At 41.2% G+C, this 23,286-nt stretch carries 24 protein-coding genes and 1 riboswitch; of the genes, 2 read left to right on the top strand and 22 right to left on the bottom strand.

Translation table 11 applies throughout. The annotated features are described in order from the left end of the window. Positions 1-38: 38 nt before the first annotated feature. The 8 genes from C6Y02_RS08420 to C6Y02_RS08385 form a co-directional block, all read right to left on the bottom strand. Entirely contained in the window at positions 39-1,313 is a 1,275-nt protein-coding gene (locus C6Y02_RS08420; protein WP_007500982.1) for a Glu/Leu/Phe/Val family dehydrogenase, read from the bottom strand. A 195-nt stretch (positions 1,314-1,508) separates the two neighbouring features. Then, positions 1,509-2,090 carry a genetic competence negative regulator gene (locus C6Y02_RS08415; RefSeq protein ID WP_034661102.1) on the bottom strand — a complete coding sequence of 194 codons (582 nt, stop codon included), beginning with the start codon at positions 2,088-2,090 and terminating at the stop codon, positions 1,509-1,511. A 165-nt stretch (positions 2,091-2,255) separates the two neighbouring features. Further along, on the bottom strand, positions 2,256-3,044 hold the full coding sequence (locus tag C6Y02_RS08410) for a metallophosphoesterase (protein ID WP_106031144.1): 789 nt from the start codon (positions 3,042-3,044) through the stop codon (positions 2,256-2,258). An 87-nt stretch (positions 3,045-3,131) separates the two neighbouring features. Beyond that, positions 3,132-3,584, bottom strand: coding sequence for a DUF2663 family protein (locus C6Y02_RS08405; protein ID WP_060596753.1), 453 nt, complete (start codon positions 3,582-3,584; stop codon positions 3,132-3,134). Positions 3,585-3,648: 64 nt separating this feature from the next. Next, the gene (locus tag C6Y02_RS08400; protein ID WP_034661106.1) at positions 3,649-4,410 is read right to left on the bottom strand and encodes a LysM peptidoglycan-binding domain-containing protein; all 762 of its coding nucleotides are present in this window, start codon (positions 4,408-4,410) and stop codon (positions 3,649-3,651) included. Next, positions 4,355-4,996 (bottom strand): CPBP family intramembrane glutamic endopeptidase, encoded by a 642-nt coding sequence (locus tag C6Y02_RS08395; protein ID WP_106031052.1) that lies wholly within the window; start codon positions 4,994-4,996, stop codon positions 4,355-4,357. The genes C6Y02_RS08400 and C6Y02_RS08395 overlap by 56 nt, the downstream gene beginning before the upstream one ends. After that, a complete protein-coding gene (locus C6Y02_RS08390) occupies positions 4,993-6,501 on the bottom strand; it encodes a RecQ family ATP-dependent DNA helicase (protein WP_106031051.1) in 1,509 nt (502 codons plus the stop codon). Before C6Y02_RS08390 ends, C6Y02_RS08395 begins: the two co-directional genes overlap by 4 nt. Next, positions 6,494-7,546 carry a YpbB family protein gene (locus tag C6Y02_RS08385; protein ID WP_060596756.1) on the bottom strand — a complete coding sequence of 351 codons (1,053 nt, stop codon included), beginning with the start codon at positions 7,544-7,546 and terminating at the stop codon, positions 6,494-6,496. The genes C6Y02_RS08390 and C6Y02_RS08385 overlap by 8 nt, the downstream gene beginning before the upstream one ends. A gap of 266 nt (positions 7,547-7,812) precedes the next feature. On the opposite strand from C6Y02_RS08385, the gene C6Y02_RS08380 reads away from it, so the two are divergent. Further along, positions 7,813-8,061 carry a ferredoxin gene (locus C6Y02_RS08380; protein WP_003215700.1) on the top strand — a complete coding sequence of 83 codons (249 nt, stop codon included), beginning with the start codon at positions 7,813-7,815 and terminating at the stop codon, positions 8,059-8,061. A gap of 34 nt (positions 8,062-8,095) precedes the next feature. Here the strand turns inward: C6Y02_RS08380 and fmnP are convergent, their stop codons facing one another. Further along, complete coding sequence (gene fmnP, locus C6Y02_RS08375; RefSeq protein ID WP_106031050.1) at positions 8,096-8,677, bottom strand: riboflavin transporter FmnP; 582 nt, start codon at positions 8,675-8,677, stop codon at positions 8,096-8,098. 144 nt (positions 8,678-8,821) lie between these two features. Then, a riboswitch (FMN riboswitch) is annotated at positions 8,822-8,953 on the bottom strand. A gap of 287 nt (positions 8,954-9,240) precedes the next feature. Here fmnP and serA point away from each other — a divergent pair. Further along, complete coding sequence (serA, locus tag C6Y02_RS08370) at positions 9,241-10,815, top strand: phosphoglycerate dehydrogenase (protein ID WP_095285345.1); 1,575 nt, start codon at positions 9,241-9,243, stop codon at positions 10,813-10,815. 35 nt (positions 10,816-10,850) lie between these two features. Here serA and C6Y02_RS08365 read toward each other — a convergent pair whose 3' ends face one another. The 13 genes from C6Y02_RS08365 to C6Y02_RS08305 all read right to left on the bottom strand — a co-directional run bounded on the left by C6Y02_RS08365 (position 10,851) and on the right by C6Y02_RS08305 (position 23,203). Beyond that, a complete protein-coding gene (locus C6Y02_RS08365) occupies positions 10,851-11,498 on the bottom strand; it encodes a M23 family metallopeptidase (protein ID WP_106031049.1) in 648 nt (215 codons plus the stop codon). A gap of 100 nt (positions 11,499-11,598) precedes the next feature. Beyond that, positions 11,599-12,702 carry a sigma X negative regulator gene (locus C6Y02_RS08360; protein WP_106031048.1) on the bottom strand — a complete coding sequence of 368 codons (1,104 nt, stop codon included), beginning with the start codon at positions 12,700-12,702 and terminating at the stop codon, positions 11,599-11,601. Next, positions 12,614-13,222: an RNA polymerase sigma factor SigX gene (gene sigX, locus C6Y02_RS08355; RefSeq protein WP_034318821.1), complete on the bottom strand. Its 609-nt coding sequence runs from the start codon at positions 13,220-13,222 to the stop codon at positions 12,614-12,616. Before sigX ends, C6Y02_RS08360 begins: the two co-directional genes overlap by 89 nt. Before the next feature lie 199 nt (positions 13,223-13,421). After that, on the bottom strand, positions 13,422-15,203 hold the full coding sequence (locus C6Y02_RS08350; protein ID WP_034661118.1) for an ATP-binding protein: 1,782 nt from the start codon (positions 15,201-15,203) through the stop codon (positions 13,422-13,424). After that, the gene (locus C6Y02_RS08345) at positions 15,200-15,922 is read right to left on the bottom strand and encodes a response regulator transcription factor (protein WP_003215596.1); all 723 of its coding nucleotides are present in this window, start codon (positions 15,920-15,922) and stop codon (positions 15,200-15,202) included. The genes C6Y02_RS08350 and C6Y02_RS08345 overlap by 4 nt, the downstream gene beginning before the upstream one ends. Before the next feature lie 87 nt (positions 15,923-16,009). Further along, on the bottom strand, positions 16,010-17,188 hold the full coding sequence (ccsB, locus tag C6Y02_RS08340; protein WP_050943828.1) for a c-type cytochrome biogenesis protein CcsB: 1,179 nt from the start codon (positions 17,186-17,188) through the stop codon (positions 16,010-16,012). Beyond that, positions 17,172-18,851, bottom strand: coding sequence for a cytochrome c biogenesis protein ResB (resB, locus tag C6Y02_RS08335; protein WP_106031047.1), 1,680 nt, complete (start codon positions 18,849-18,851; stop codon positions 17,172-17,174). Before resB ends, ccsB begins: the two co-directional genes overlap by 17 nt. Before the next feature lies 1 nt (position 18,852). Then, a complete protein-coding gene (gene resA, locus C6Y02_RS08330; RefSeq protein ID WP_034661121.1) occupies positions 18,853-19,383 on the bottom strand; it encodes a thiol-disulfide oxidoreductase ResA in 531 nt (176 codons plus the stop codon). 90 nt (positions 19,384-19,473) lie between these two features. Then, positions 19,474-20,208: a 23S rRNA pseudouridine(2605) synthase RluB gene (rluB, locus tag C6Y02_RS08325; protein ID WP_034661122.1), complete on the bottom strand. Its 735-nt coding sequence runs from the start codon at positions 20,206-20,208 to the stop codon at positions 19,474-19,476. 135 nt (positions 20,209-20,343) lie between these two features. Next, positions 20,344-20,880, bottom strand: coding sequence for a spore maturation protein (locus C6Y02_RS08320; protein WP_003216139.1), 537 nt, complete (start codon positions 20,878-20,880; stop codon positions 20,344-20,346). Between the two features lie 4 nt (positions 20,881-20,884). After that, the gene (locus tag C6Y02_RS08315) at positions 20,885-21,472 is read right to left on the bottom strand and encodes a nucleoside recognition domain-containing protein (protein ID WP_106031046.1); all 588 of its coding nucleotides are present in this window, start codon (positions 21,470-21,472) and stop codon (positions 20,885-20,887) included. Then, positions 21,460-22,611 (bottom strand): D-alanyl-D-alanine carboxypeptidase family protein, encoded by a 1,152-nt coding sequence (locus C6Y02_RS08310; protein ID WP_060596760.1) that lies wholly within the window; start codon positions 22,609-22,611, stop codon positions 21,460-21,462. Before C6Y02_RS08310 ends, C6Y02_RS08315 begins: the two co-directional genes overlap by 13 nt. 112 nt (positions 22,612-22,723) lie before the next feature. Next, positions 22,724-23,203 (bottom strand): YpuI family protein, encoded by a 480-nt coding sequence (locus C6Y02_RS08305; RefSeq protein ID WP_060596761.1) that lies wholly within the window; start codon positions 23,201-23,203, stop codon positions 22,724-22,726. Positions 23,204-23,286: the final 83 nt, after the last annotated feature.

Genomic DNA, 23,286 nt, shown 5'->3' with positions numbered 1-23,286 from the left:
AGGATAGGAGATTTTAAGGCGCGATGCAAATAAGCCGCTTAAATCCAGCCTCTGAATCGAGAAGCTTCAGCCATTTTACGTACGCCGACCATATATGCAGCAAGACGCATATCGATGCGGCGGTTTTGCGCCATTTCATAAATATTATTAAATGATTTCACCATCATATCTTCTAAACGAGTTTCGACTTCCTCTTCAGTCCAGTAGAACCCTTGGTTATTCTGCACCCATTCAAAGTAAGAAACCGTTACACCACCCGCACTCGCAAGTACGTCTGGGACAAGCAGTACTCCACGATCTGAAAGAATTTTTGTTCCTTCAAGTGTCGTTGGACCATTTGCTGCTTCTACGACAATTTTGGCTTTAATGTTTGCCGCGTTATCTTCAGTGATTTGGTTCTCAATGGCTGCAGGTACTAAGATATCACAATCAAGCTCAAGCAGCTCTTGGTTTGTAATGGTATCGTTAAATAATTTAGTCACGGTTCCAAAGCTGTCACGCCGGTCTAGCAAGTAGTCAATATCAAGACCATCTTCATCGTATAATCCGCCGTAAGCATCTGAAATCCCTACGATTTTTGCTCCGGCATCATACATGAATTTAGCCAAGTAGCTTCCTGCATTTCCGAATCCCTGTACGACAACACGAGCCCCGTTGATGTCAATTCCTTTTTTCTTCGCCGCTTCTTTGATGCAGATCGTCACACCTTTTGCTGTTGCAGTATCACGTCCGTGTGACCCTCCAAGAACAATTGGTTTTCCTGTAATAAATCCTGGCGAGTTAAATTCATCAATTCTAGAATATTCGTCCATCATCCATGCCATAATTTGAGAGTTTGTAAACACATCTGGTGCTGGTACATCTTTTGTTGGACCAACGATTTGACTGATTGCGCGAACATAGCCGCGGCTTAGTTTTTCAAGCTCTCTAAATGACATTTCTCTTGGATCACAGATAATACCGCCTTTTCCTCCGCCATAAGGAAGATCCACAATACCACATTTTAAACTCATCCAAATTGAAAGCGCTTTTACTTCTTTTTCAGTAACGTTTGGGTGGAAACGAATGCCGCCTTTTGTCGGTCCGACAGCATCATTGTGCTGTGCGCGGTAACCAGTGAAAATTTTCACTGATCCATCATCCATCCGTACTGGAATTTTGACCGTTAATAGACGAATTGGCTCCTTCAGCAATTCATACACTTCTTGCGGATACCCTAATTTGTCTAGCGCTTTATGTATGACGGTTTGAGTTGACTTTAAAACATCTAGCTTATCTTCTGCGTTATGAGCGGCGTTTTGATCGGCTGCCATTAAAATAAACCCCCTAGAAATCTTTCATGATCTACTGCTCCCTTTCAAGCAATAGTATACACCTTCGTACTGGTAAAGCAAAGGTAAAAAACGTTTTTTATCAAAATAAAATATCAGTGTTTATAAATATAAAAAAGGATATAAAAAATACTGTTGTTTCATCACAACAGTATTAAATATAATAGAAAAAAGTGATTAAAAATACATTTGAATCGTTTTCACTGCATCATCTTGCATGATCACTTTTCCATATTCTTTTAGCCGATGAATCGTTAATGTCGTAGGAGAACCAAACTCCGCTAAAATGGAAATGACTGTATCAGCAGACAGTTCTTCAAAATCATCTAGGCTGAGAAAATATTGACCTTCATAATGGTAAACTGTACCCCCTAAAAGTCCAATACGACTTAAACTATGGGACAGTTGAATCACATCTTCAAACGAGGCAAATTGATAGAGCACATGATTACTCTCGTCGAGCTTGACTTGCATCTCAATGTAATCTTCATCAAACTCATCATCATCAGCATCTTCCTGCTGACTCTTTGTGACAATGACGACCATCCCCTGCGCCTGAAGAGAAAATACTTCAACAGCAATCGGTCCACTCGCTTCAAAACCGAGCTCCTGATTCGCCTCGTTCATCATGTCTTTAAACAGCTGATGGACTTTGAACGAATCTTTCCAAAGGTCTTCTTTCGTAAGACCCCGGTCTGTCAGGTCATCTAGTGTGAGAAAAATTTTGATTTTATTATAATTCAGACGCTCCAGTCGCATAACGTTCCCTCCTGCCTCTTCTAAACACACATCATACTGTAGTATATGAGATGATGAGTCATAGGTTCTTAATTTTGTATTCAGTTTACACTGTGTCAAGACGGAAGACAAGCATGAAGCTATGCTTACGGTGACTTTTATGGAAAATATTGAGGGTGCAGCCAGTCATCGCGTTTTTACAGGCATTAAATAGATCAGATGGGTTTCTGGTTCTGCCCCGAGACGCATTGGAATCTTTGTTGTTCCATAGCCATTACTAATGAGAAAAAACGCGCCTTTGACCTGACCTGTTCTTCCTTTTTCATACGGACCAAATTTCCCGATTCGGATCTGACCTCCATGCGTATGACCGCTCAGAACAAGGTCGATTCCCTCTTCATCACTCATCAAATGATGTACATCTGGGTTGTGTGATAAGAGAATATTCACCTCATCTTTCACAAACTCAGGTCGTATCGCTTCATAATCCGCCTTTTCAAGCCGAATATCATCGATACCTCCAACTTTGATTGGCTGGCCTTCGAAATCCCACACAACCGTTTCATTTTGCAGAGTCGTGACATCATATGCATGAAGTATCTCTTTAAACTTTTGCTGGTGCAGCTCATGATCATTATTTCCCCAAACAAAATAAACGGGCGCAATTCTTGATAAACGTTTCACATTTTCTTCAATCCTGGCGTAGGGTACACCTTTTTCTGCTAAGTCCCCGCCTACCATAATGACATCTGGTTCTTCTTGTGTGACTTCTGCTAATAATGAGTCACTAATAAGACGCCGGTGTGTATCAGAAATAAAGAAAATCACTGCTGGTCGATCTGATTGAAGTGCCTCTATTGTAAAGTAATGCTTTTTGATGTTGTTTTGTTTTGCCGTTTTCACCATTTTTGCCGTTACACACACACCTGTTGTAACAGCCGCAATGGCGGCAGTAAATCCGATGGCATATTTCATCATAAATGGCTCCCTTGCATTTGTTTCGTTCATAAGACGCTTGAATGAAAAAAGACGTTTCAACTATTAAAACGTCTTTTTACACATTTATTTACTTTCATAATAGAGATTAATGTCATATTGCTTCTGCATATAGTGAAAAACCGCTTCACGCTCTTTCCACTGGTCTGATTGCGGCCATAAGTCTGTGCTTTTTTGTATAATCTCACATCTAAGCCGATGATATTCATCCTCAGCCTTTTCCTCTTTTTTCTTATAGTAATAAGATGCGTAAAAAGCAAACACCTCAGCCATTATCCAAAATAGAAAGATCTCATGACCAAGCAGTGTTGCAATCATCGCTTCCGGCTGAAGAGAGCCTCCCTTATTTGCCGTTATTACAAAATAAAACAAAAGAATCGCCAGCGACAATAGGGCTGTCCATTGCCATCTTTTGCACTGCTTAGCAAAGCCCTCATATTTGTGCTTTCTTTTGATCAACGTTTCCATCATTTTCTGTGTCGGCTGATCCATATAGCGGCTGATTACGTGCAATGTCATCACATACACCCTGTCCCTTTTTTCTACATATGTATGTGCTTTTTCATTCGATCATGTCAGGTAATTAGTTTTCCAATGGAATGTTGAGTACTTGACCACTGTATACACTGTTCCCATTTAAATGATTATAGGCTTTAATTTTCTCTTCACCCGATCGGTTTTTGTAATATTTCATCGAGATTCGATACAGGTTTTCCTCTGGGCCCACAGTGTGCTGTACGACACGAACCGGCTTTTCTTCCTGCTTCTTTTTCTCTTCGGCTTCTTTTCGTTTTTTCTCTTCTTGTTGTTTTTGCAGTGCGAGCTGCTGCTGTTCACGCTTTTTCGCAGCTGCGGCTTTTTCACGCTCTTCTTTCTCTTTAGCGGCTTTTTCTTTTTTCTTCTGCTCTGCTTTTTCTTTTGATCGCTGCTTTTCTTTTTCTTCATCTTTCTTTTTCTTCTCTTCATCAGACGCATCCGCTTTATCATCGCTAGCGTCATTTTTTGTTTCGACAAGTGCTGACGGAACTGGGTCTGTGTCAGCACTTGAGGTTTTATCGATGTATACACCTTGATTGTTATTATCGTTGATTTCCTTTGATGTGTAATAGATCAATAGAAAGAAAACAGTGATGACGATGATAGGAAAGATAATAGCCAATGTCGTAAACAAAGGATTGCGCACTTTTTTCGTGCGCTGCTTCTTATATTCATGAAAGTCTTCTCGTGTAGGAAAGTGAGAGTCATCAGAAGGATGTACTTTTTCTTCAAGAATTTCCTCTACATCGTCGTCATGGTTGTTTGTCAGCTGCTCCTTCTTTCTCTGCATTCTCGACATTTCTTCCATGTTCATCCCTCCCCTTATATTTCAAACGAATTTGACAAGCAAAGACTAAGTCAATGACAAAATGAGTCATGACAGGAGCAAATAAATTCCCCGTCCACTCGTATAAAAGTCCTAAAAAAATACTAATGGAAACCACGAGGATAAACAAGAGTATTTTTGATAAATAGCGAAAGTGAAGAAGCGCAAACACGATGCTGGCAATCTCCAGCCCAAATTGCTGTTGAACGATTCCGCGAAATAGTATTTCCTCTGAAAAGGCGATGAGGAGTGCTAACCAAACAATATGCGGGATGCTTCGGTTTTTGAACATCTTTTCATTTAAACCGCCATCATCATACATATGAGCGGGAAACACCTTCATGACAATTGCATCTACAATAATGACGAGCAACGCACCGCCAATTCCATATGTCAGAATACGTATATCATGAATCTGCCAAAGGGCTGTAAAATCCGTCCATTGATCGAACATAAATATGCCTAGTAAAAAAGAAACGATAAGCATGAGGAGCTGCGTGAAATACAGCTGTTCTACGACTTGTCGATCGGTTAATTTTTCAATGATTCGACGATGTTGTTCAATCAATGCTGCGCCTCTTTTGTCAGATGAAACATACGATCCAGCACGGTCTTCCAGTGTTTCATTTCATTCAGCTCCAATGATTGATCTTTTTTTTCATAATCAGACAGGTCAAGTCCGCAAGAAGAGCAGCAATAATCAGAGGACGCGTGCTCTGTTTGATTAAGCTGTTCGTGAAAGTATGATAACAGAGATTGTCTAAAGCAGTCATGACCCATGATCCGCTCTTTAAATTGCCACACTTTTCTCAGCTTTTCTGTTTGTCTGTCCTGCAATTTTTCTTTTAGATTCATGAGGATTGCCGGGCGCTGTTCGGACTCATGCATCATGTAATAATGCGTCAGCATTCTTGCACGGGTCTCCTGAAGCCCTGTTTCCATTAATCGTTCACGTAATTTTTTTTCATCATTTGTCTGCATTTGTGTGAGCTGGGCTAAGAAGAAATCAATTTCTGGATCGTCAAAGCCTTCTGCTTGGATCAAGTGTTGCTGAATATCTGCATCCTCTTCTGTATATAAAAGAATGCTCACACTGTTTTTCCCATCCCTTCCCGCTCTTCCAATCTCTTGCATAAATGCTTCAATCGATTGCGGCGGGCTCATATGAATGACAAATCGGATATCCGCTTTATCAATTCCCATGCCAAAAGCACTCGTGCAGCAAATGAGATCAAGCTGACCGCTGATAAATTGCTGCTGAATGAGCATACGGTCTCCTGCATCCATTCCGCCATGATAAAACTCAACACGCTGATTGGTTTTTTGTTTCATCCAGAGTGCAAGCTCTTCTGTCATTTGCCGGGTCGGGCAATAAATAAGACCTGGTCCTTGCAGGAAGTCCGCAAGCTCAATGGCCCGTTTCTCTTTTGCTTCTTTCGATTCGTGCGCTTCTTTGACGAAGGCAATGTTCGGGCGGTTGACGGAATGAATATGAAATTCTGGATGCTGTAATCTTAGCGTTTGCACTGTATCTTTTAGCGTTTGTTTCGTTGCTGTTGCTGTAAGAGCTAAAGCCACAGGATGACCTAACGCTTCTCTCCATTCTCCCAGCTTTGAATATTCAGGACGGAAATCATGCCCCCATTCTGATATACAATGCGCTTCATCGACGACAAACAGACCAATATGCATCGACTTGAGCTGTTCTAGCAGCACTTCTGACATTAATGCCTCAGGTGCGACGAATAAAAATTTATATGATGGCAAATGCCGAATGATATGTCGTCTCTCCTGAAAAGACAATGTGCTGTTAAGCGCCGCCACTCGTTTTTCTCCGCGCATTTTCATTCGTTCGACTTGATCCTCCATAAGCGATAAAAGAGGCGAAATAATCAGAACTAATCCTTCTGTCATATAGCCAGGAATTTGATAGCAAAGTGACTTCCCTCCGCCAGTAGGCAGCATGGCAACCGTATCTTTTTGATGCAGTACACTTTGAATTATGTCCTCTTGACCCACTTTAAAAGTGTCGTGGCCAAAGTATCGCATGAGCGTCTGATGAAGCTTATCCATTTGCTTTCACCATCCTTGTCAGTGCCAATCGTATTTGAAAATAAGTAAATGGATGCTCGAGTTTTTCTTTAATCAGCTTCATTTTATTTGTTTGAAGCTCCCTGGCTACAGTAAGGATCGCCCGCTGCTCTTCTATACTCACATACGGATCTATTGAAAAGCTTGGCTCATGTATCGACAGCTCCACGATATGATCTTCGATCGTTGCCTTTTTTAGTGAACGAATGTGAGCAATCTGTTCAATATCAAATCCTTTTTGGACAAGCTCAAGTGTTTTATGGGTAGAAGTTGTTAACACGCGTTTGAATTCAAGGTCACCTACGAGCTGCTGCAAAATCGGTGCCTCACCTTTTTGGGCAGATTGAATAAAATAATGGAGTACATTCCAAAAAAGCAGGTACACATACCACACATCTTCTTTCATCCACTCCGCCATTTGCTGATACGTACGCCCGATTCGTTCATTTGAGGTCAATGAGTAAACAAAAATCAGTGCCTCTTGATCGCTTAAACAAACAAGGAGCTTTTCTAGTTCATGATGCAGATCTTCTGAAAGCTTGCTTTTCTGCTGATGCTGTTTCAAGAAAGATTTCGTCCAGCTTTGAACCGAGACATCTCTTTGTATTGGAACATATTGATGCGATCCAGCCATATAGTGAGAAAGCACTTGTACAAGTAAAGAGAGCCTCATCCATAGCATCTTTGCTTTATCGTGATATTTGGCACCATGAAAATAAGCGGGCATCGGTTTTTCAGAAAAATGCTGGTTTAGCATTCGCTGCCCTGCTTCAGTGATGCTGAATGTCTCATCGTTTTTTCTAATGTAGTGCTTCTCTTCAAGCTTTAAAGCAGAACGATTCAGCTGATCCCTCGTAAACCCCGGGTAACAGCCGAAGTACCTGGAAAGCTCAAACAAGCTGGCATCCTGTATGGTTTGTGATGATTTTTTTCCTTTAAAAAGATGGTAGACAGCACTAATGGAGCGTTCGCCGTTCAATTTATATACGCTGTCCATTAACATGACATCCAAATAATGAAGAGTCATTCATCAATGCACCTGTCTTCCTGACAAAATTCGAATATTTTCTCCCTTTATTTTAACAGATTTCATACAAGAAGAAATGTTTAAACTCAATTTATGGGGGAAAGTTATGAACAAACCCTTATGTGATAAGCATTCTCAATCACTTTACAGTTGAAATGTGAATTTAAAATCATTACAATAAGGTTTGAGGAAATTGTTTTTTATCGGTGAAACTAAAAAGGTTAAACCATGTGTTCCATCGAACTATCTGGGAGGTATTTTTTAACATGGCAAAATATACAATTGTAGACAAAGACACATGTATTGCTTGCGGCGCATGCGGTGCAGCTGCTCCAGACATTTATGATTATGATGATGAAGGCATTGCATTTGTTACGCTTGACGACAACCAAGGGACTGTAGAAGTTCCAGAAGTACTTGAAGAAGATATGCTTGATGCATTTGAAGGATGTCCAACTGACTCAATCAAAGTTGCGGACGAATCTTTCGAGGGTGACCCACTTAAGCATGAATAGTATAAAAGCCCCTTATGCAGGGGCTTTTTTTATATTAACTATTTTGAAGTCGGCGTTTATTTTCAAACCATGGACGCATTTTCACAAAAATGAAGCTAAACACGATGGTAATGATCATTCCTTTAATAAAGTTAAAAGGTAAGATCCCTGCTGTAATGGTCGTCTTGAGCGCATGATCAGATAGTTCAGGTGCGTTTAAAAACCATGTGTAAGCTGGCAGAAATAAGAAGTAATTTAAAATGCTCATCATCACAGTCATCAGTAATGTACCGATGATCATTGACCATGCCATCCCTTTTGCTGATTTAATTCTTTTGAACATAAAGGCGACTGGTAAGATGAATAATGTGCCTGCAATGAAGTTCGCGACTTGCCCAACTGGAACACCAGACATACTGCCTTGAATGAGATAATGCAGAACATTTTTTAATGCCTCAACGGCAATTCCTGCACCCGGCCCATAAATTAAAATCGCAATAATCGCTGGTATATCACTGAAATCAATTTTCAAATACGCTGGAAGCCCTGGGAAAGGGAAATCCAATAAAATTAACACGAACGAAATACTGCTGAGCATACTGGTGACGACTAAACGTTTTACTTTACTTTGATTCAATATTCTCTCTCCTTTTCGATCAAATCTTTCGAAAAGAGGATTGTTCAATTTCAGCCGCAAAAAAACCGCTCATGAAAACAGGAGCGGGGAATTTTGGCTAGACAAATAAACGTGTGAAAAACCATGTTTTCAACGTTTACGAACCTCCATCTTCTCCCATCCAGACTATACTGTCGGCTTCGGAATCACACCGAATCCTGCCAAAAAAGGCTCGCGGGCTTAGAGACTATGCTCATCACCGCCGGTAGGGAATTGCACCCTGCCCCGAAGATTGATCATTATTCAATTCGACATCATTATATATGATATATGAGCATTTGTACAGATAAAAATCCTGAGCAATTTCATCAGTTTTAAGAAATCGTAAAAAACTTAAAAATTATAATGACAAATGCGCAAAAATTGGTTATCTTTTGTTTAAAGGTGTCCATTCTTTATAAAGATACCAATAAATGTTCGTGTTTTCTTTTTCGCTTTACTGCTTTAATTTGATTGACACAGTGAAAAGGAATATGGTAAATTATCAGATATTTATGACGTTTATTTTAGGAGGAAATCTTACGATGTTTCGAGTATTAGTCTCAGATAAGATGAGCAATGATGGTCTTTTACCACTTTTAGAATCAGATTTTGTTGAAATTGTCCAAAAAAATGTAACTGAAGCAGAAGATGAATTACACACATTTGATGCCTTACTTGTCAGAAGTGCTACGAAAGTGACCAAAGAGCTTTATGAAAAAATGTCTTCATTAAAAATTGTCGGCCGTGCCGGTGTGGGAGTAGACAATATTGATATTGATGAAGCGACCAAGCATGGCGTCATTGTCATCAATGCACCAAACGGTAATACGATCTCCACAGCTGAGCATACATTTGCCATGATCTCTTCGCTAATGCGTCATATTCCACAAGCCAATATTTCTGTGAAATCAAAAGAATGGAACAGAGGCGCATATGTTGGTGCTGAGCTTTATGGAAAATCTCTTGGGATTGTTGGACTTGGCAGAATCGGAAGCGAAATCGCTCAGCGTGCAAGAGCATTTGGCATGACAGTCAACGTATTTGACCCATTTCTCACAAAGGAACGTGCAGAAAAAATTGGTGTCAATGCCAAATCACTTGATGAAGTACTCGAAGTATCAGATATTATCACTGTACATACCCCATTAACAAAAGAAACAAGAGGGCTTCTCAATAAAGAAACAATTGCAAAAACGAAAAAAGGCGTTCGCCTAGTGAACTGTGCGCGCGGCGGTATTATTGACGAGGGTGACCTTCTTGAAGCGCTTGAAAGCGGCCATGTTGCAGGAGCTGCACTCGATGTATTTGAGGTAGAACCTCCTACTGATAATCCGCTTGTAGACCATCCGCTCGTCATTGCGACTCCGCATCTTGGCGCATCGACAAAGGAAGCACAATTAAATGTAGCGGCGCAAGTTTCTGAAGAAGTACTTCAATTTGCAAAAGGACTTCCTGTCATGTCATCTATTAATCTACCAGCGATGACAAAAGACGAGTTCAAAAAGATTCAGCCTTATCATCAGTTTGCAGGAAAGCTCGGACGTCTTGTCTCTCAATCAATGAGAGAGCCTGTAAAAGAAGTAAGCATCTCTTACGAAGGCTCTATTTCAAAACTCGAAACCTCCTTTATTACAAAAAGTCTCCTGTCAGGCTTTTTAAAAGAACGCGTCGATTCGACTGTAAATGAAGTAAATGCTGGGATGGTGGCAAAAGAACGCGGCATTAGCTTTAGTGAAAAAATTTCTTCCAGCGAATCTGGTTACGAAAACAGCATTTCTATTGAAGTCAAAGGTGACCTTTCAACCTTTACTCTAAAAGCAACCTACATCCCGCATTTAGGAGAACGCGTTGTTTCCATTAATGGATTTAATATTGATTTTTATCCAGATGGACACCTTGTCTACATCCAGCATACTGATGCCCCTGGTGTGATTGGAAAGGTTGGACAAATATTAGGCGACCATGATGTCAACATTGCGACAATGCAAGTAGGACGTAAAGAAAAAGGCGGCGAAGCCATCATGATGCTTTCTTTCGACAAACATCTTGAGGACGAAATTGTCAAAGAATTAACCGAAGTGCAAGATATACTTTCTGTCCGTCTGATCGACCTATAAAAAATAATGTTAAACCTCATGCATTTGCATGAGGTTTATTTTGTTGAAATCATTAAACGGTCTCCCGTTCGGATGAGATGAGTAGTAAGCTCATTGATTTTTTTCAATTGTTCCACAGTCATCTCGTGCGCCTTTGCAATCGACCAAAGGGTATCTCCTTGTTTAATGAGATATGTATTGTTTTCATGCCCGTTTACATGAAGAGCCGGCTCTTGGAAACGATCCATCGCAATGATTGTGAGTGGATCTACCGCATCTTCTTTACTGACTGACCAATTACCCTTGTGCACCTCAAAATGCAAATGAGTGCCTCTAGAAGCCCCTGTGTTGCCGATAATGCCGATCGGCTGTCCTGCTTCTACATGGTCATCCTTTTTAACAAAACGCTCGTGTAAATGAGCATAGACGGTTTCATATCCATTTGGATGCTGGATAAACACAACCTCTCCATATGTAGCAGATACATACGAACGCGAGACCACACCTTCACTTGCAGCAAATATGGATTCTCCTTCAGGCGCAGCTATATCTAATCCCTTGTGCGAGCCACCTCTTGTCCCAAACAAATCCGTGACTTCTCCTTTTATCGGCTCCACCCATTCGCTTGTTTTCTGTGCATGAGCAAAAGGCGAAAAAATCAACAGCAAAAAACAGCTGGCACATATGAAGCAATACCTTTTCATCAGTGACTCCCCTTCTTTGAGGTTCTTTTTATGACAGCTTAGTATACAGCAAGGAAGCTATTTTCTATACATCAAAAAAGAACGCAATTTCTTGCGTCCTTTAACGGTCTCTTATAACAACTGGATTCGGCAGAGCCGGCACCTCTATGGGTTCTTCTAATTCATATGGACCAACTTGATCTGCCCCCGCCTGTTGAATGGTGACCTCTGTAAAACCAAAATCTTTCGCTGAGAGCAGCAGACCTTCAATGAGTAGAATATGATCATTTGAGTCCGATAATTGCGCTGATGCTCCAAATGTGATAGTCACATGTTTTCCTTTAGTCGTCACTTCTTTAATCGATTCATCTTTAATTAATGGATCAAGTCCGGCATCACTTGTCCGCTTCATGGCCTCTACCGCATCTTCATACGAAGAATAATGGGTTTTTGAAGGCACTAAAAAAGTCCCGCTTTTGTTGTCTAAAATATAATAAGCGTGCTTTGTTTGTTTCTCAATCGACATTGTTCCAATGCGGCCATTTGCTCCTAATTGAAGTTGAGAACCTTTGGATGTCTTGACCTGTACCTGCTTATACTTACTCCATTTTAGCGTTTCTTTTACCATATCTTTAAACCGGTTGGCTTCTTTTAACGTATCGAGGGACAAATCATTTTTTAACTGAAAGATGAGTGTATCTCCTTTTTCTCGAAGATCTACCATATCAATATAAGATTGAAGAGGTTTTGTCATTTCAGGCAGCTGCACCTGCTCATATGTGTTCATCATTTCCTGCAAATGATCATACTCATCCTCTTTTTCAATGCTAATTGGAACTACCTGAGAGGTTGATTCATCTATGTATGCAATGGTCATATACTTTTGCTGCTGCTTACGAGAAACAACGTGTGAGGGCCCATCAGTCTGTTTGACCGCCTCTAATGTGGCGTTCACCTGACTTTTGTCAGCACTTGTTTCCACTTGCTTATGATGATCTTGAGCAGCCGGCTGAAATAAATGAGGAGAAATCAAAAACGCCATAAATAAAACCACAACGGTTGCGACCGCTGGACCGATCCATTTGGCACTTTTCTTTTTCTGCCCGCTTGCCATCAGCATCTGCTGGTATATCTGCTTAGATGAACGGTTGTCCTCCACCTTTGGAAGCTGACTTAGTAACACCTTGATTCGTTCTTCGCTCCAATCGGACCTGTTCGTTTTCATTCACTAGCTCCTCCTTCAAAAGCTCCATATGTTTTCGGAGCACTTTCAGGCCTCGGTGCTGCGTTGTTTTGACTTTGCTTTCCGAGAACTTTAGCGCCTTTGCCGTCTCCATGATTGAGTAGCCCTGGATAAATCTTAAAATGATGACAGCTCGTTGATCAATCGTGCAATGATCAAGTGCGGCATAGATTTCTTTTACATTTTCATCCTGTACAGCCAGTTCGTCTGGGAGCAAGTCTGGGTCCTTTACATCCTGCTTATCCCAATCAAACGTGCCGAGTACCCGTTGTCTAATGGTTTGCTGTTTGCGAAACCAATCAATCGCCACATGCCTTGCAATTGAAAACAGCCAAGTTTTCTCGCTGCTTCTTCCTTCAAAAGTTTTATATGAGTGAAGTACCCGGATGTAAACCTCCTGAACGAGATCCTCTGCCTGATTTTTATCTTTAACCATATAAAATAAAAACTGGTACAAATCTTGATGGTACGAATCATATATTTTTTGAAAGGTTTCATGCATAGGAAACCCCTCCGTTCACTTATTTTTGTCGATTGACTCTTACAAAACGTTACATTACAACTTTATGACAAATATATTACAAGTTCGACAATTTGGGAAGGGCTTTTTGTTTAACTTCTCCTTAAAAATATGAAAATAAAAAAACACTTCTTTTTTTCGAAAAGAAGTGTTTCTCATGTAACAAGATTCTTCGTCAGGATTAGACGAGTTCCTGCTTTTTTCTCGGAATATAAAAGGTAAAGTGTGTACCTGTACCCGCTTTGCTATGTGCATGAATGGAGCCTTGATGCGCCTCTACGATGTTCTTCACAATCGCAAGACCAAGCCCAGTACCAGAACGCCCTCTTGTTCTTGCCTTATCCGCTTTATAGAAACGTTCGAAAATAAATGGCAGATCCTCTTCCGGGATTCCGCTTCCCGAATCTTTCACATCCATTTTCAGACCGCTTTCCACCGATTGAACCGAGAAGTGAACCTCTCCGCCCTCTGGTGTATGACGAATGGCGTTATCAATGAGATTCGTAAACACCTGCTCAATCTTATCCGGATCGAGTACAAAGTGCGGTTCATCCACTTGAATGTCATATGTGAGATCAACTTGTTTTTCTTTCGCAATACCGAGAAACTTGCGGTAAATCTTCTCGGTCAGCTCTTCTGTATCTGTCGATTCAAGATTAAGTGTAATATGGCCCGCTTCCATTCTCGCTAGATCTAGAAGGTCATTCACAAGACGTCCCATTCGAAGTGATTCGTCGTAGATAATTTGCGCAATCTCTTTCTTTTCCTCTTCTGAGCCTGCAATATCATCTACAATCGCCTCACTATACCCTTGCAGCATGGCAATTGGTGTACGAAGTTCATGACTGACATTGGCAATGAAGTCTTTTCTCAGCTTATCAAGTCTTCGTTCCTCTGTCATATCACGAAGGACCGCAACTGCTCCCCTGACATCCTGCTGATTATAAAGCGGGGTCATGAGAAGAACCCAGGTACGTCCTTGCAGCGTGACTTCGATCATTTGCTCTTTTTCTGTGCTGACGGCTGTATGAAACAGTTCTCTCGCTTCTGGTGGCAGTTCATCTCCATCTTTGATCTTCATATTTTGCTCGTAATACCATGCCTGCAAGAATCGTTCTGCAGGAGGATTCGTCATGAGAATCGTTCCATCAATATTGATGGTGATGACACCATCAGCCATACTGCTTAAAATGTTGGACAAATGTTCTTTTTCTTGATTTAAGGCTGTGATATGGAATTTAAGCTGCTTGCCCATTTGATTAAAGGCGATGGCCAGTTCTCCAATTTCGTCTTGCGTTAATATAGGAATCTTGGTATCAAATTTCCCTTTCGCCAGATCCTGTGCCCCCTCTCTCATCTTTCTGAGAGGATAGGTGACACGTGTTGATAAGAAGAAAGCGAAGATAGTGGTCAGAATAATGGCAATTCCGGCTGCTAGGAAGATATAACGCGTCGTATGTTTCGTTGTTTGTTCTACAGCGAGTAATGATTGAGAAAGAAAGACCATACCTTTTTTTCCGTTTGCCTCAAATGGAACACCGACGACAATTCGTTCATCTTTCTGATTGCCTGCATTTGGTTCTGCACGTTTACTGATTTTTTTACGATCTTTTAGTGCTTGATTTAAATCACTGTCCGCTTCAATTTGTTTCTTTGTAATCGCAGGAAGCTTCCCGTCTTTTTCAGACGAATACCACTCTAGCCCGTCCTCTTGGATAATCGCAATACTCGTCAATTTGTCAGCAAGCTCTGATGTAATCGACCTTGCGAGCGATTGATCCTCATGGCTTTCTAAAATGACCGCTACTTTGTTTGCCATTTGAGTTAAATCTGACTTTGCTTCTTCTACATGGTAATTCTCAATGAACTCTAAAAGAAGCACGGTTAAAATAGATAAAACGATCAGGACGAGGAAGAGAATGGTTAACCATAGCTTTCCAACGACACTTTTCCACAGTTTCATTCAGCGCCGACCTCAAATTTGTACCCGACACCCCATACCGTCACGATTTTTTTCGCAGCTTCTGGTGACACTTTATTCAGCTTTTCGCGAAGTCGTTTGACGTGGGTATCGACTGTTCTCAAGTCTCCAAAGAATTCATACTGCCATACTTCTTTTAACAGCTTCTCTCTGTCATAAACCTTATCCGGTGTTTTCGCAAGGAAATATAAAAGCTCATATTCCTTCGGCGTGAGACTGACTTCTTTGCCATCAGCCGTCACTCTATGCGCATCGTGGTCAATTGAAAGATGAGAAAACACAAGTACATCTTTTGTTGTTGTCCCAGTATTGAGATAAGACGTTTGAGAAGATCTTCTGAGCAATGCCTTCACACGTAAAACAACTTCACGCGGGCTAAAAGGTTTTACGATATAGTCATCCGTTCCTGCCTCAAACCCTTGGACGCGGTTGGCTTCTTCTCCTTTTGCCGTCAGCATAATGATTGGAGTCGCTTTTTTGTCTCGAATTTGATTACACACTTCGATTCCATCTGTCCCAGGCATCATTAAATCGAGTAAAATGAGGTCATAATCTGTTTGGAGTCCTTTTTGAATCGCCTCATCTCCATTTTCTGCTTCATCGATTTCATAATTTTCACGTTCTAAGTACATTTTTAAAAGGCGGCGAATTCTTGCCTCATCATCTACGACTAATATTTTCGTTTGAGTTGTGTGTTCCATTAGACAATCCTCCTGCTTTCTCCGTTGTTACATTCATTTTAACAAAAAGCCAAATCGATTCATAAAAAGTTGGCCTTTTTCATGTGATTAAGCGTAAGAATGAAGCCCTGCAATCACAAGATTGACAAAGATGAGATTAAACATAATGATGGCGAATCCGATGACAGCTAGCCAAGCGGACTTTTCGCCATGCCAGCCCCTTGATAAGCGAAGGTGAAGGTAGGCTGCATAAAAGAGAAACGTAATCAATGCCCATACTTCCTTCGGGTCCCAGCCCCAGAACCGAGTCCAGGCAATTTGCGCCCAGATCATTGCAAAAATCAGCCCGCCTAACGCAAATACAGGGAAACCAATGGAAACAGCCCTGTATCCAATTTCATCGACTAAATCTAGGTTCACCTGCTTCACAAGCGGTTGAAGCAGAGCGCTGAGTCGTTTGCGAATGATCAACCGAATCAGTCCATACAAGATCAGCCCCGTGCCGAATGACCATAACACCGTATTGACCTTTCTTCCTGAAAAAACAGGCGGCAAATCAACAAATGGTTCCAAACGATCTTGCGTCACAAGCTCTCCTTTATGAGGTCCAACTAGAGCTGGCAGCTCATAGACCATCACACTTTCCTCTTTATTTTTATCGACCCAATTAAATTTCGCCTCGTATCCTGTCATTCTAAAGATGGACGTGACAGCGATAAATGCAAGTGTGACGACAATCATAAACATGACGAGCTCTAAACCAAATGTCTTCTTCCCTGGCTTTGTTTGGTCGACATGCTTTAATAGGAAGATGACACCTGCCACAAAGCTGATCGCTAAAATGGCTTGCCCAAGTGCTGCTGTTGTCACGTGAATATAAAGCCAATTACTTTGTAGTGAAGGAATCAGCGGTGATATATCAGATGGGAACATACTTGCATAGGCAATAATCAATAAAGCGATTGGAAGTGTAAATAAACCAAGTACAGACACTTGATACACAAAATATAAAATGATGAATGCGAGCACAAGCATCATGCCAAAAGCGGTTGTGAATTCAAACAAATTACTGACTGGTGCATGACCAGACGCCATCCATCTTGAAATAAAATAGCCAAATTGACTTAAAAAACCGATGATGGTGAGCGTAATGCCGATAAGTGCCGCCTTATTCCTGCGCGGTCCATCAACTTTCTTTTTTCCTTTAATGGCACCACCAAAAAAAGGAACTGCCGCTAAATACAATAGAAAAGCTGCAAATAACAGGTTTTCACTGACTGCTGCCATCTAATCCTTCCCCCTTGTTTTTGCTGATACTTGTTGTATCAGGCAGTTCTTTTTGATCAACTGGCTGTTTGATGCCACTGTCACTTAGTAACACGTTGAGATCAGACTTTAAGCCGAACCAGTTTTTGTTTGTGTGTCCTGCCACAAATACTTTTCCATCCTTTGCAGACAGCCAAATTCTTCTATGCTGCCAATACATCCCCTGCACGACACCAATCATGAAGATAATCCCGCCTACGATGAGCACCCCGAGAGTTAAATCTTTTCTAACCGTCAATCCCGTGACGTTTTTCGTTTCCACTCGATCAAACTTCATTTTATATATGTTGTTATCAGAGCCTTCTACTGTCTCTTGAATCGCCACAAAGCTTTTTTCACCTTTAGGCTTTTCAGGAGAAATCATTTCAAACACGAAAGCAGGATTATTCGGATTCCTTGTTTTCGTACTCGGCGTTCCATCATCGTCAAAATAAAAATCAGGGAGATAGCTCATCACTTTGACTTTGTAACCGCTACCAAGATCATATTCTGACTTAGGCTCCAGCAGATTAATCTTCACTGTTCCGAAAGATTTTTCTGTATCTTTACGAATCAGCTGAAAGACCATTTGATCGAGTTCATTTTGTTTAAAATCCACTTGATATAATGAGAAATGATCAAACTTGAGCGGTTCGTTCACTTTGATATCGTGTTCTGTTACCTGCTTCAGCTTGGGCTTTTCACCAAACACAACTTCCCCTTCACGTTTGTATAAAGTGGCATCGGTTTTATAACTTTTCACCACTTGACCGTCGCCAGCTCTTTCAATCGCATTCTCAAACACTTCTTTTTCATTTCCAGTTTCATAGCGGTCAATTGAAAACGCATTATTTTTCAAGAAGTATTGACCATCTGTGCCTGGGATTGGGGCCGTTTCACCTTCTCTGACCCAGAGCGTTTCATCCACATACATGCCCGGGACAAACCGGAGCATCGATCCAATGAGAAAGATGATTAATCCAATGTGATTGACGTAAGGCCCCCAGCGTGAAAAGCGGCCTTTTTCAGCTAAAATATGTCCGTTTTCTTCTCGCACGCGGTAACGCTTTTGTTTCATTGCTCTTATGATGCCTTCATATGTATGCTGATCTAACGTTTTGTCTGTTTCACTGAACAGACGCTGTCTTCTCATAAAGCCTTCTTTTTTGATAACCCCTTGGTTTTTAAGTGCCCGATAAAGAGGAATGACCCGGTCGAGACTGCAAATGACAAGGGAGATTCCGATTGATGCGACTAAAGCTAAAAACCACCAAGAATTATAAAGATCATGGAATCCAAGTATGTAATACAGCTTACCAAACGACCCATATTGCTCTTCATAATAGGTGGAAGCAGATGCACCTGGCGGAATAAACCGCTCCTGCGGAAAAATGGTTCCTAGTGAGGAAGCAAGCAGTGTAATAACAATCAGCCACACACCCACTTTAACGGAAGAAAAAAAGTTCCATACTTTATCCACAATCGTTTTGTTGTATGTTTGCGAGCGTCTTGCACTGCCGTCATATCTCATATCAAGCAGCTTTGAAGAGTTTTTCTCTATAGCTGCAATTGGATTCCCGCATGATTCACATAAAACAGTACCGATTGGATTAATATGTCCACACTCGCACTTTACCTCTTTCATTCTATGACCCCTTTGGTTTAATCAAATTCATATATTCATAGACATTACGTTCTGTCATGGTTCCCTTTATGACTTTGATTACCTTGCCTTCAGGATTAATTAAAAATGTGGTTGGCAGCGGCGTAATATCATATGCCTCTGTCACTTGACGATCTTTGTCCATCGCAACAGGAAAATTCACGCCATAGGATTCCATAAAATTTTTCACGGCAATATTGGATTCCCCAACATTGACTGCAACAATTTCCACACCGCGATCCTTGAATACTTCATATTGATTTGCCATGTAAGGAAATTCTTGTTTACACGGACCACACCAGGTCCCCCAAAAATTAAGGAAGACGCCTTTGCCTTTTAATTCCTTTAATTCAATCCGTTCCCCATCCACTGATTGAAGGACAAAGTTTGGCGCAATAGATCCTTCTTTGACTTGATCCTGTTTGGCAAATACTGAGTTATACATCGTATAACAAAGTGCAGCAAGCATCACGAGGAGAATGCCCGTCCGTATGAAAAACCGTCTTTTCTTCATCTGAAGTACCCCTTCCCCATAGACATTCAGGTAAATTATAGCATTCTCCTTCTTTTGATGCTTCTTCATTTTTTGAAGTTTATGTGAAAATTAAAAAGCGCTTTTCCCATGATCTGCAATCGCTCTCAGGCGCTTGACTTCATGCGGAGACAATTCTCTGCGGTCTCCCGGTCTCATGCCTTCAATATGAAGGAACGCATATTGCTCTCTTTTTAGCTTTAACACATCATGACCGATCGCTTCAAACATGCGGCGCACTTGTCTGTTTCTGCCTTCATGAATGGTTAATTGAACGATAGATGTCTGCTTTCGTTTATCGATAGAAAGCATTTTGGCACGAGCACGTGCTGTCTTTTTATGATCTAACATGATCCCTTTTTCTAGCTTTCTAAGCAATTCCTTTGATGGGATGCCTTTTAGCTTCGCTGCATACGTTTTATCAATTTCATATTTCGGATGCATGAGCTTATGGGCAAATTCCCCGTCATTTGTAATTAAAATCAAACCGCTCGTATCATAATCTAAGCGGCCGATTGGATAAAGGCGCTGCGGGACGTCATCAAAGAAATCTGTGACGACCTTACGTCCTTTATCATCCTCAGCAGCTGAAATGACGCCGCGCGGTTTATAAAGCATAAAGTAAACCGGTTCTTCTCTTTCAAGCTTTAATCCGTTGACTTCAATTTTATCTGAAGAGCCCACTTTTACTCCGAGCTCTGTCACTGTTTGACCATTAACGGTAACTCGTCCTTCTTTAATTAATTCTTCTGCCTTTCGTCTAGAAGCGACGCCGGCATGTGCAATTACTTTCTGTAAACGTTCCATTTGTCTTTCACCTCATGTACTATCTTACTTGCTTGACTTAAAACAAACAAGCATTCGTGGAAAAATAAGCGATTCGTCTGTCTAATTTCAGCTAAAAAGCGATTTTCCATCCACGAAATACAAAAAAGCGCCTCATTAGGCGCCGCTAAATAACAAACTGACGATGATGACAGATGCTATGATTCCAATGAGGTCCGCTAACAGACCTACTTTCAGCGCATCTCCCATTTTTTTAATACCGACTGCTCCAAAATAGACCGTTAAAATGTATAGAGTGGTATCTGTTGACCCTTGCATGACAGCTGCGAGCTGTCCGATAAAAGAATCTGGTCCATATGTCGCAATGAGGTCTGATGTCATCCCGAGTGCGGCCGTGCCAGATATCGGACGAATAAACGCAAGCGGCACCACTTCTGCCGGGAAGCCGATCGCTGTAAACACAGGTTTTAACAGTCCCATGACAAAGTCAAGCGCACCAGACGCACGGAATATCGTAATGGCCACAAGCATACCGACTAAATAAGGAATGATTGAAAAGGCAATTTGAATCCCCTCTTTCCCGCCCTCGACAAATGTTTCATAGGTCGGTACCTTTTTAATGGTTCCTGCAATTAAAATTCCTGCGATGATCAGTGGGATCAAAGCAAGTGACAGCCAGTTAATAAATGACACGAGATCACCCCCGCCTGCTTCTGCGATAGTGGAAATAGCGATCAATGAGAATTGCACCGATTCCTGAGATGAGTGTTGCCAAAATGGTTGGGCCTACAATGTCTGTTGGCTGATCTGCACCATAGGTCATTCTAATCGCAATGACGGTTGTTGGCACAAGTGTGATAGAGGATGTGTTGACCGCTAAAAATGTAATCATGGACCGGCTTGCCTCATTTTTTCTGCCGTTTAATGCTTTCATCTGCTCCATTGCCTTAATCCCAAGCGGTGTAGCAGCATTCCCGAGACCAAAGAAATTCGCCATAAGGTTGGACAAAATATACCCCATTGCGGGATGGTTAGGCGGAATATCCGGAAATAGCTTTGAAATAAAGGGACGGCACAATTTACTAAAGAAATTTAACAGACCTGCCTCTTCTGCAATCTTCATCAGTCCGAGCCAAAAAACGAGGACACTAATCAGACCAATTGAAATGGTAACTGCTTCTTTTGAGCCCTTAAATACAGCTTCGTTTACTTCCTCCATCGTTCCGTTGAACATCGCATACACAAGACCGATGACAGTGAGGAATACCCAAATTAGATTGACCATGAAGATCCGCCTATAGATGTCTGAAAGACAGACTTAAACATTTCTTGAAAGCTTTTTTGAGGCATTCGATTTCGTTTATTTTCATAAAAAATCGGAACTTGCTCGATCACCTGGCCATCTAATAAAAATGTCATTTTCCCTACAACATCCGGGATGGCTTCGGCGTTTTTTTCCCACTTCTTTTGAGGGGTAAGCATTTCCGTTTCAATTTCCACTAGCTTTTTCTCATCTTCATTTAAAAAATAGTCCACATCACGCTTGATAAATGCTTTTTTTTCGTAAAAGGTTCCTTTTAACGAAGCGAGTCTTCCTTTTTCAGCAAGTACGTACGTTTTATAGTGATCAAATGCATATTCAAACATAGAGATATGATCCTTCCAATCATCTGGCGCATTAATGGTCACAGCGATCAGCGCCGCATCCCCTTTTGCAGCTGTAGAGACAAGTGTGCGTTTTGCAAGCTTCGTATATCCCGTTTTCCCCCCAGTTGAATATTGATATAAACCAGTGAGGAGCTTGTTTTTATTTTTCCAATAGCCTTCCATCGTTTTCGCTTTATAGAAAGTCGTGCCCGCAATTTTTTGATATTGTTTATGCTCCATGGCGTATTTTGTTAAGATGGCCATGTCATAGGCTGATGAATAATGATGTTTATGATCATCGAGTCCATGCGGATTTTGAAAATTTGTATTCTCCATTCCTAGTTCAGACGCTTTTTGATTCATCATAAAAATAAATCCTTCTAAGCTGCCGCCCACATGCTCTGCAATGGCAACAGCTGCATCATTTCCAGAACGCAGCATAAGCCCGTACGTCAAGTCTTCTAAACTCACCTTCTGCCCTTCTTTTAAATAGAGCGATGAGCCCTCTGCTTGAATCGCGCGTTTTGATACCTTGACGGTGTCTTTCATTTTTCCTGATTCAATGGCTAATACCGCCGTCATAATTTTCGTAATACTGGCGATTCTCCTTTTTTCATGCTCGTCCTTTCCAAATAGGACTCTGCCTGACTGTCCATCTATTAAAATGGCGCTTCTTGCACTCACAGATAATGATATGTCTGCTTTGGCATGTGAGGAAAAAGGCAGTAAGAGTGTAAATAGAAGAAGGACTGCTGTTCCAATTTTTAAATAGGGCATGTTCATTCACGTCCTTGTCCGTTTTGTACAAGTGTATGCGCGCCTTAAAAAGTTATGATGCCTCGTCCATAAAAAAAAGCGTCTCTATATGTAGAGACACTTTTTCCTCTTGCTATACCATTTTCATTTGCTGATGAGATGTCGTATATTCTAGCTCTTCTCTCATCGCTAAAAAATCGTTTTCTAATGAAGAAAATAATCGTTTCATATCAGCGGATACTTCATGGTGGAAAACAATGCTGCCCTTTCCTGTATACGCGGAACGGCTGTCTTCATACCATGTATCCTTTTTCGGCGTAAAAAATTCTTCAATACATTGATGATAAATACGGTGAAGCGTCTGCTGCGCGGCTTGCTGAGGGAATGTCTGCTGCTGGCTGATTTTCCTGCAAACTGCCGCTGCATCCTCGCTGTACACTGCAAGCTTCCGTAATGTACTCAATATGTCACAATAATAGGCTTCCGCTTCAGGGTTTAATCGTTTCATGCTTGATAAGGTAGCTTCGTTCAGAAAACCATTCATTTCAGTTGCAACCTTTGATAAAAAGACGCCTGCTTGTTCAACTTGAGCCTTTACATTCATATGTGCCATTTGTTTCGTGTTTACCTTCCCCTCATGGCTTTATTACCATTTTATCTGACATCAATAGATGTTAGACCTAAAATCTTTTTTAT

It is taken from the genome of Bacillus sp. NMCC4, assembly GCF_002998555.1.
GTDB lineage: Bacteria > Bacillota > Bacilli > Bacillales > Bacillaceae > Bacillus.
This window is presented reverse-complemented; position numbering and strand designations above follow the sequence as displayed.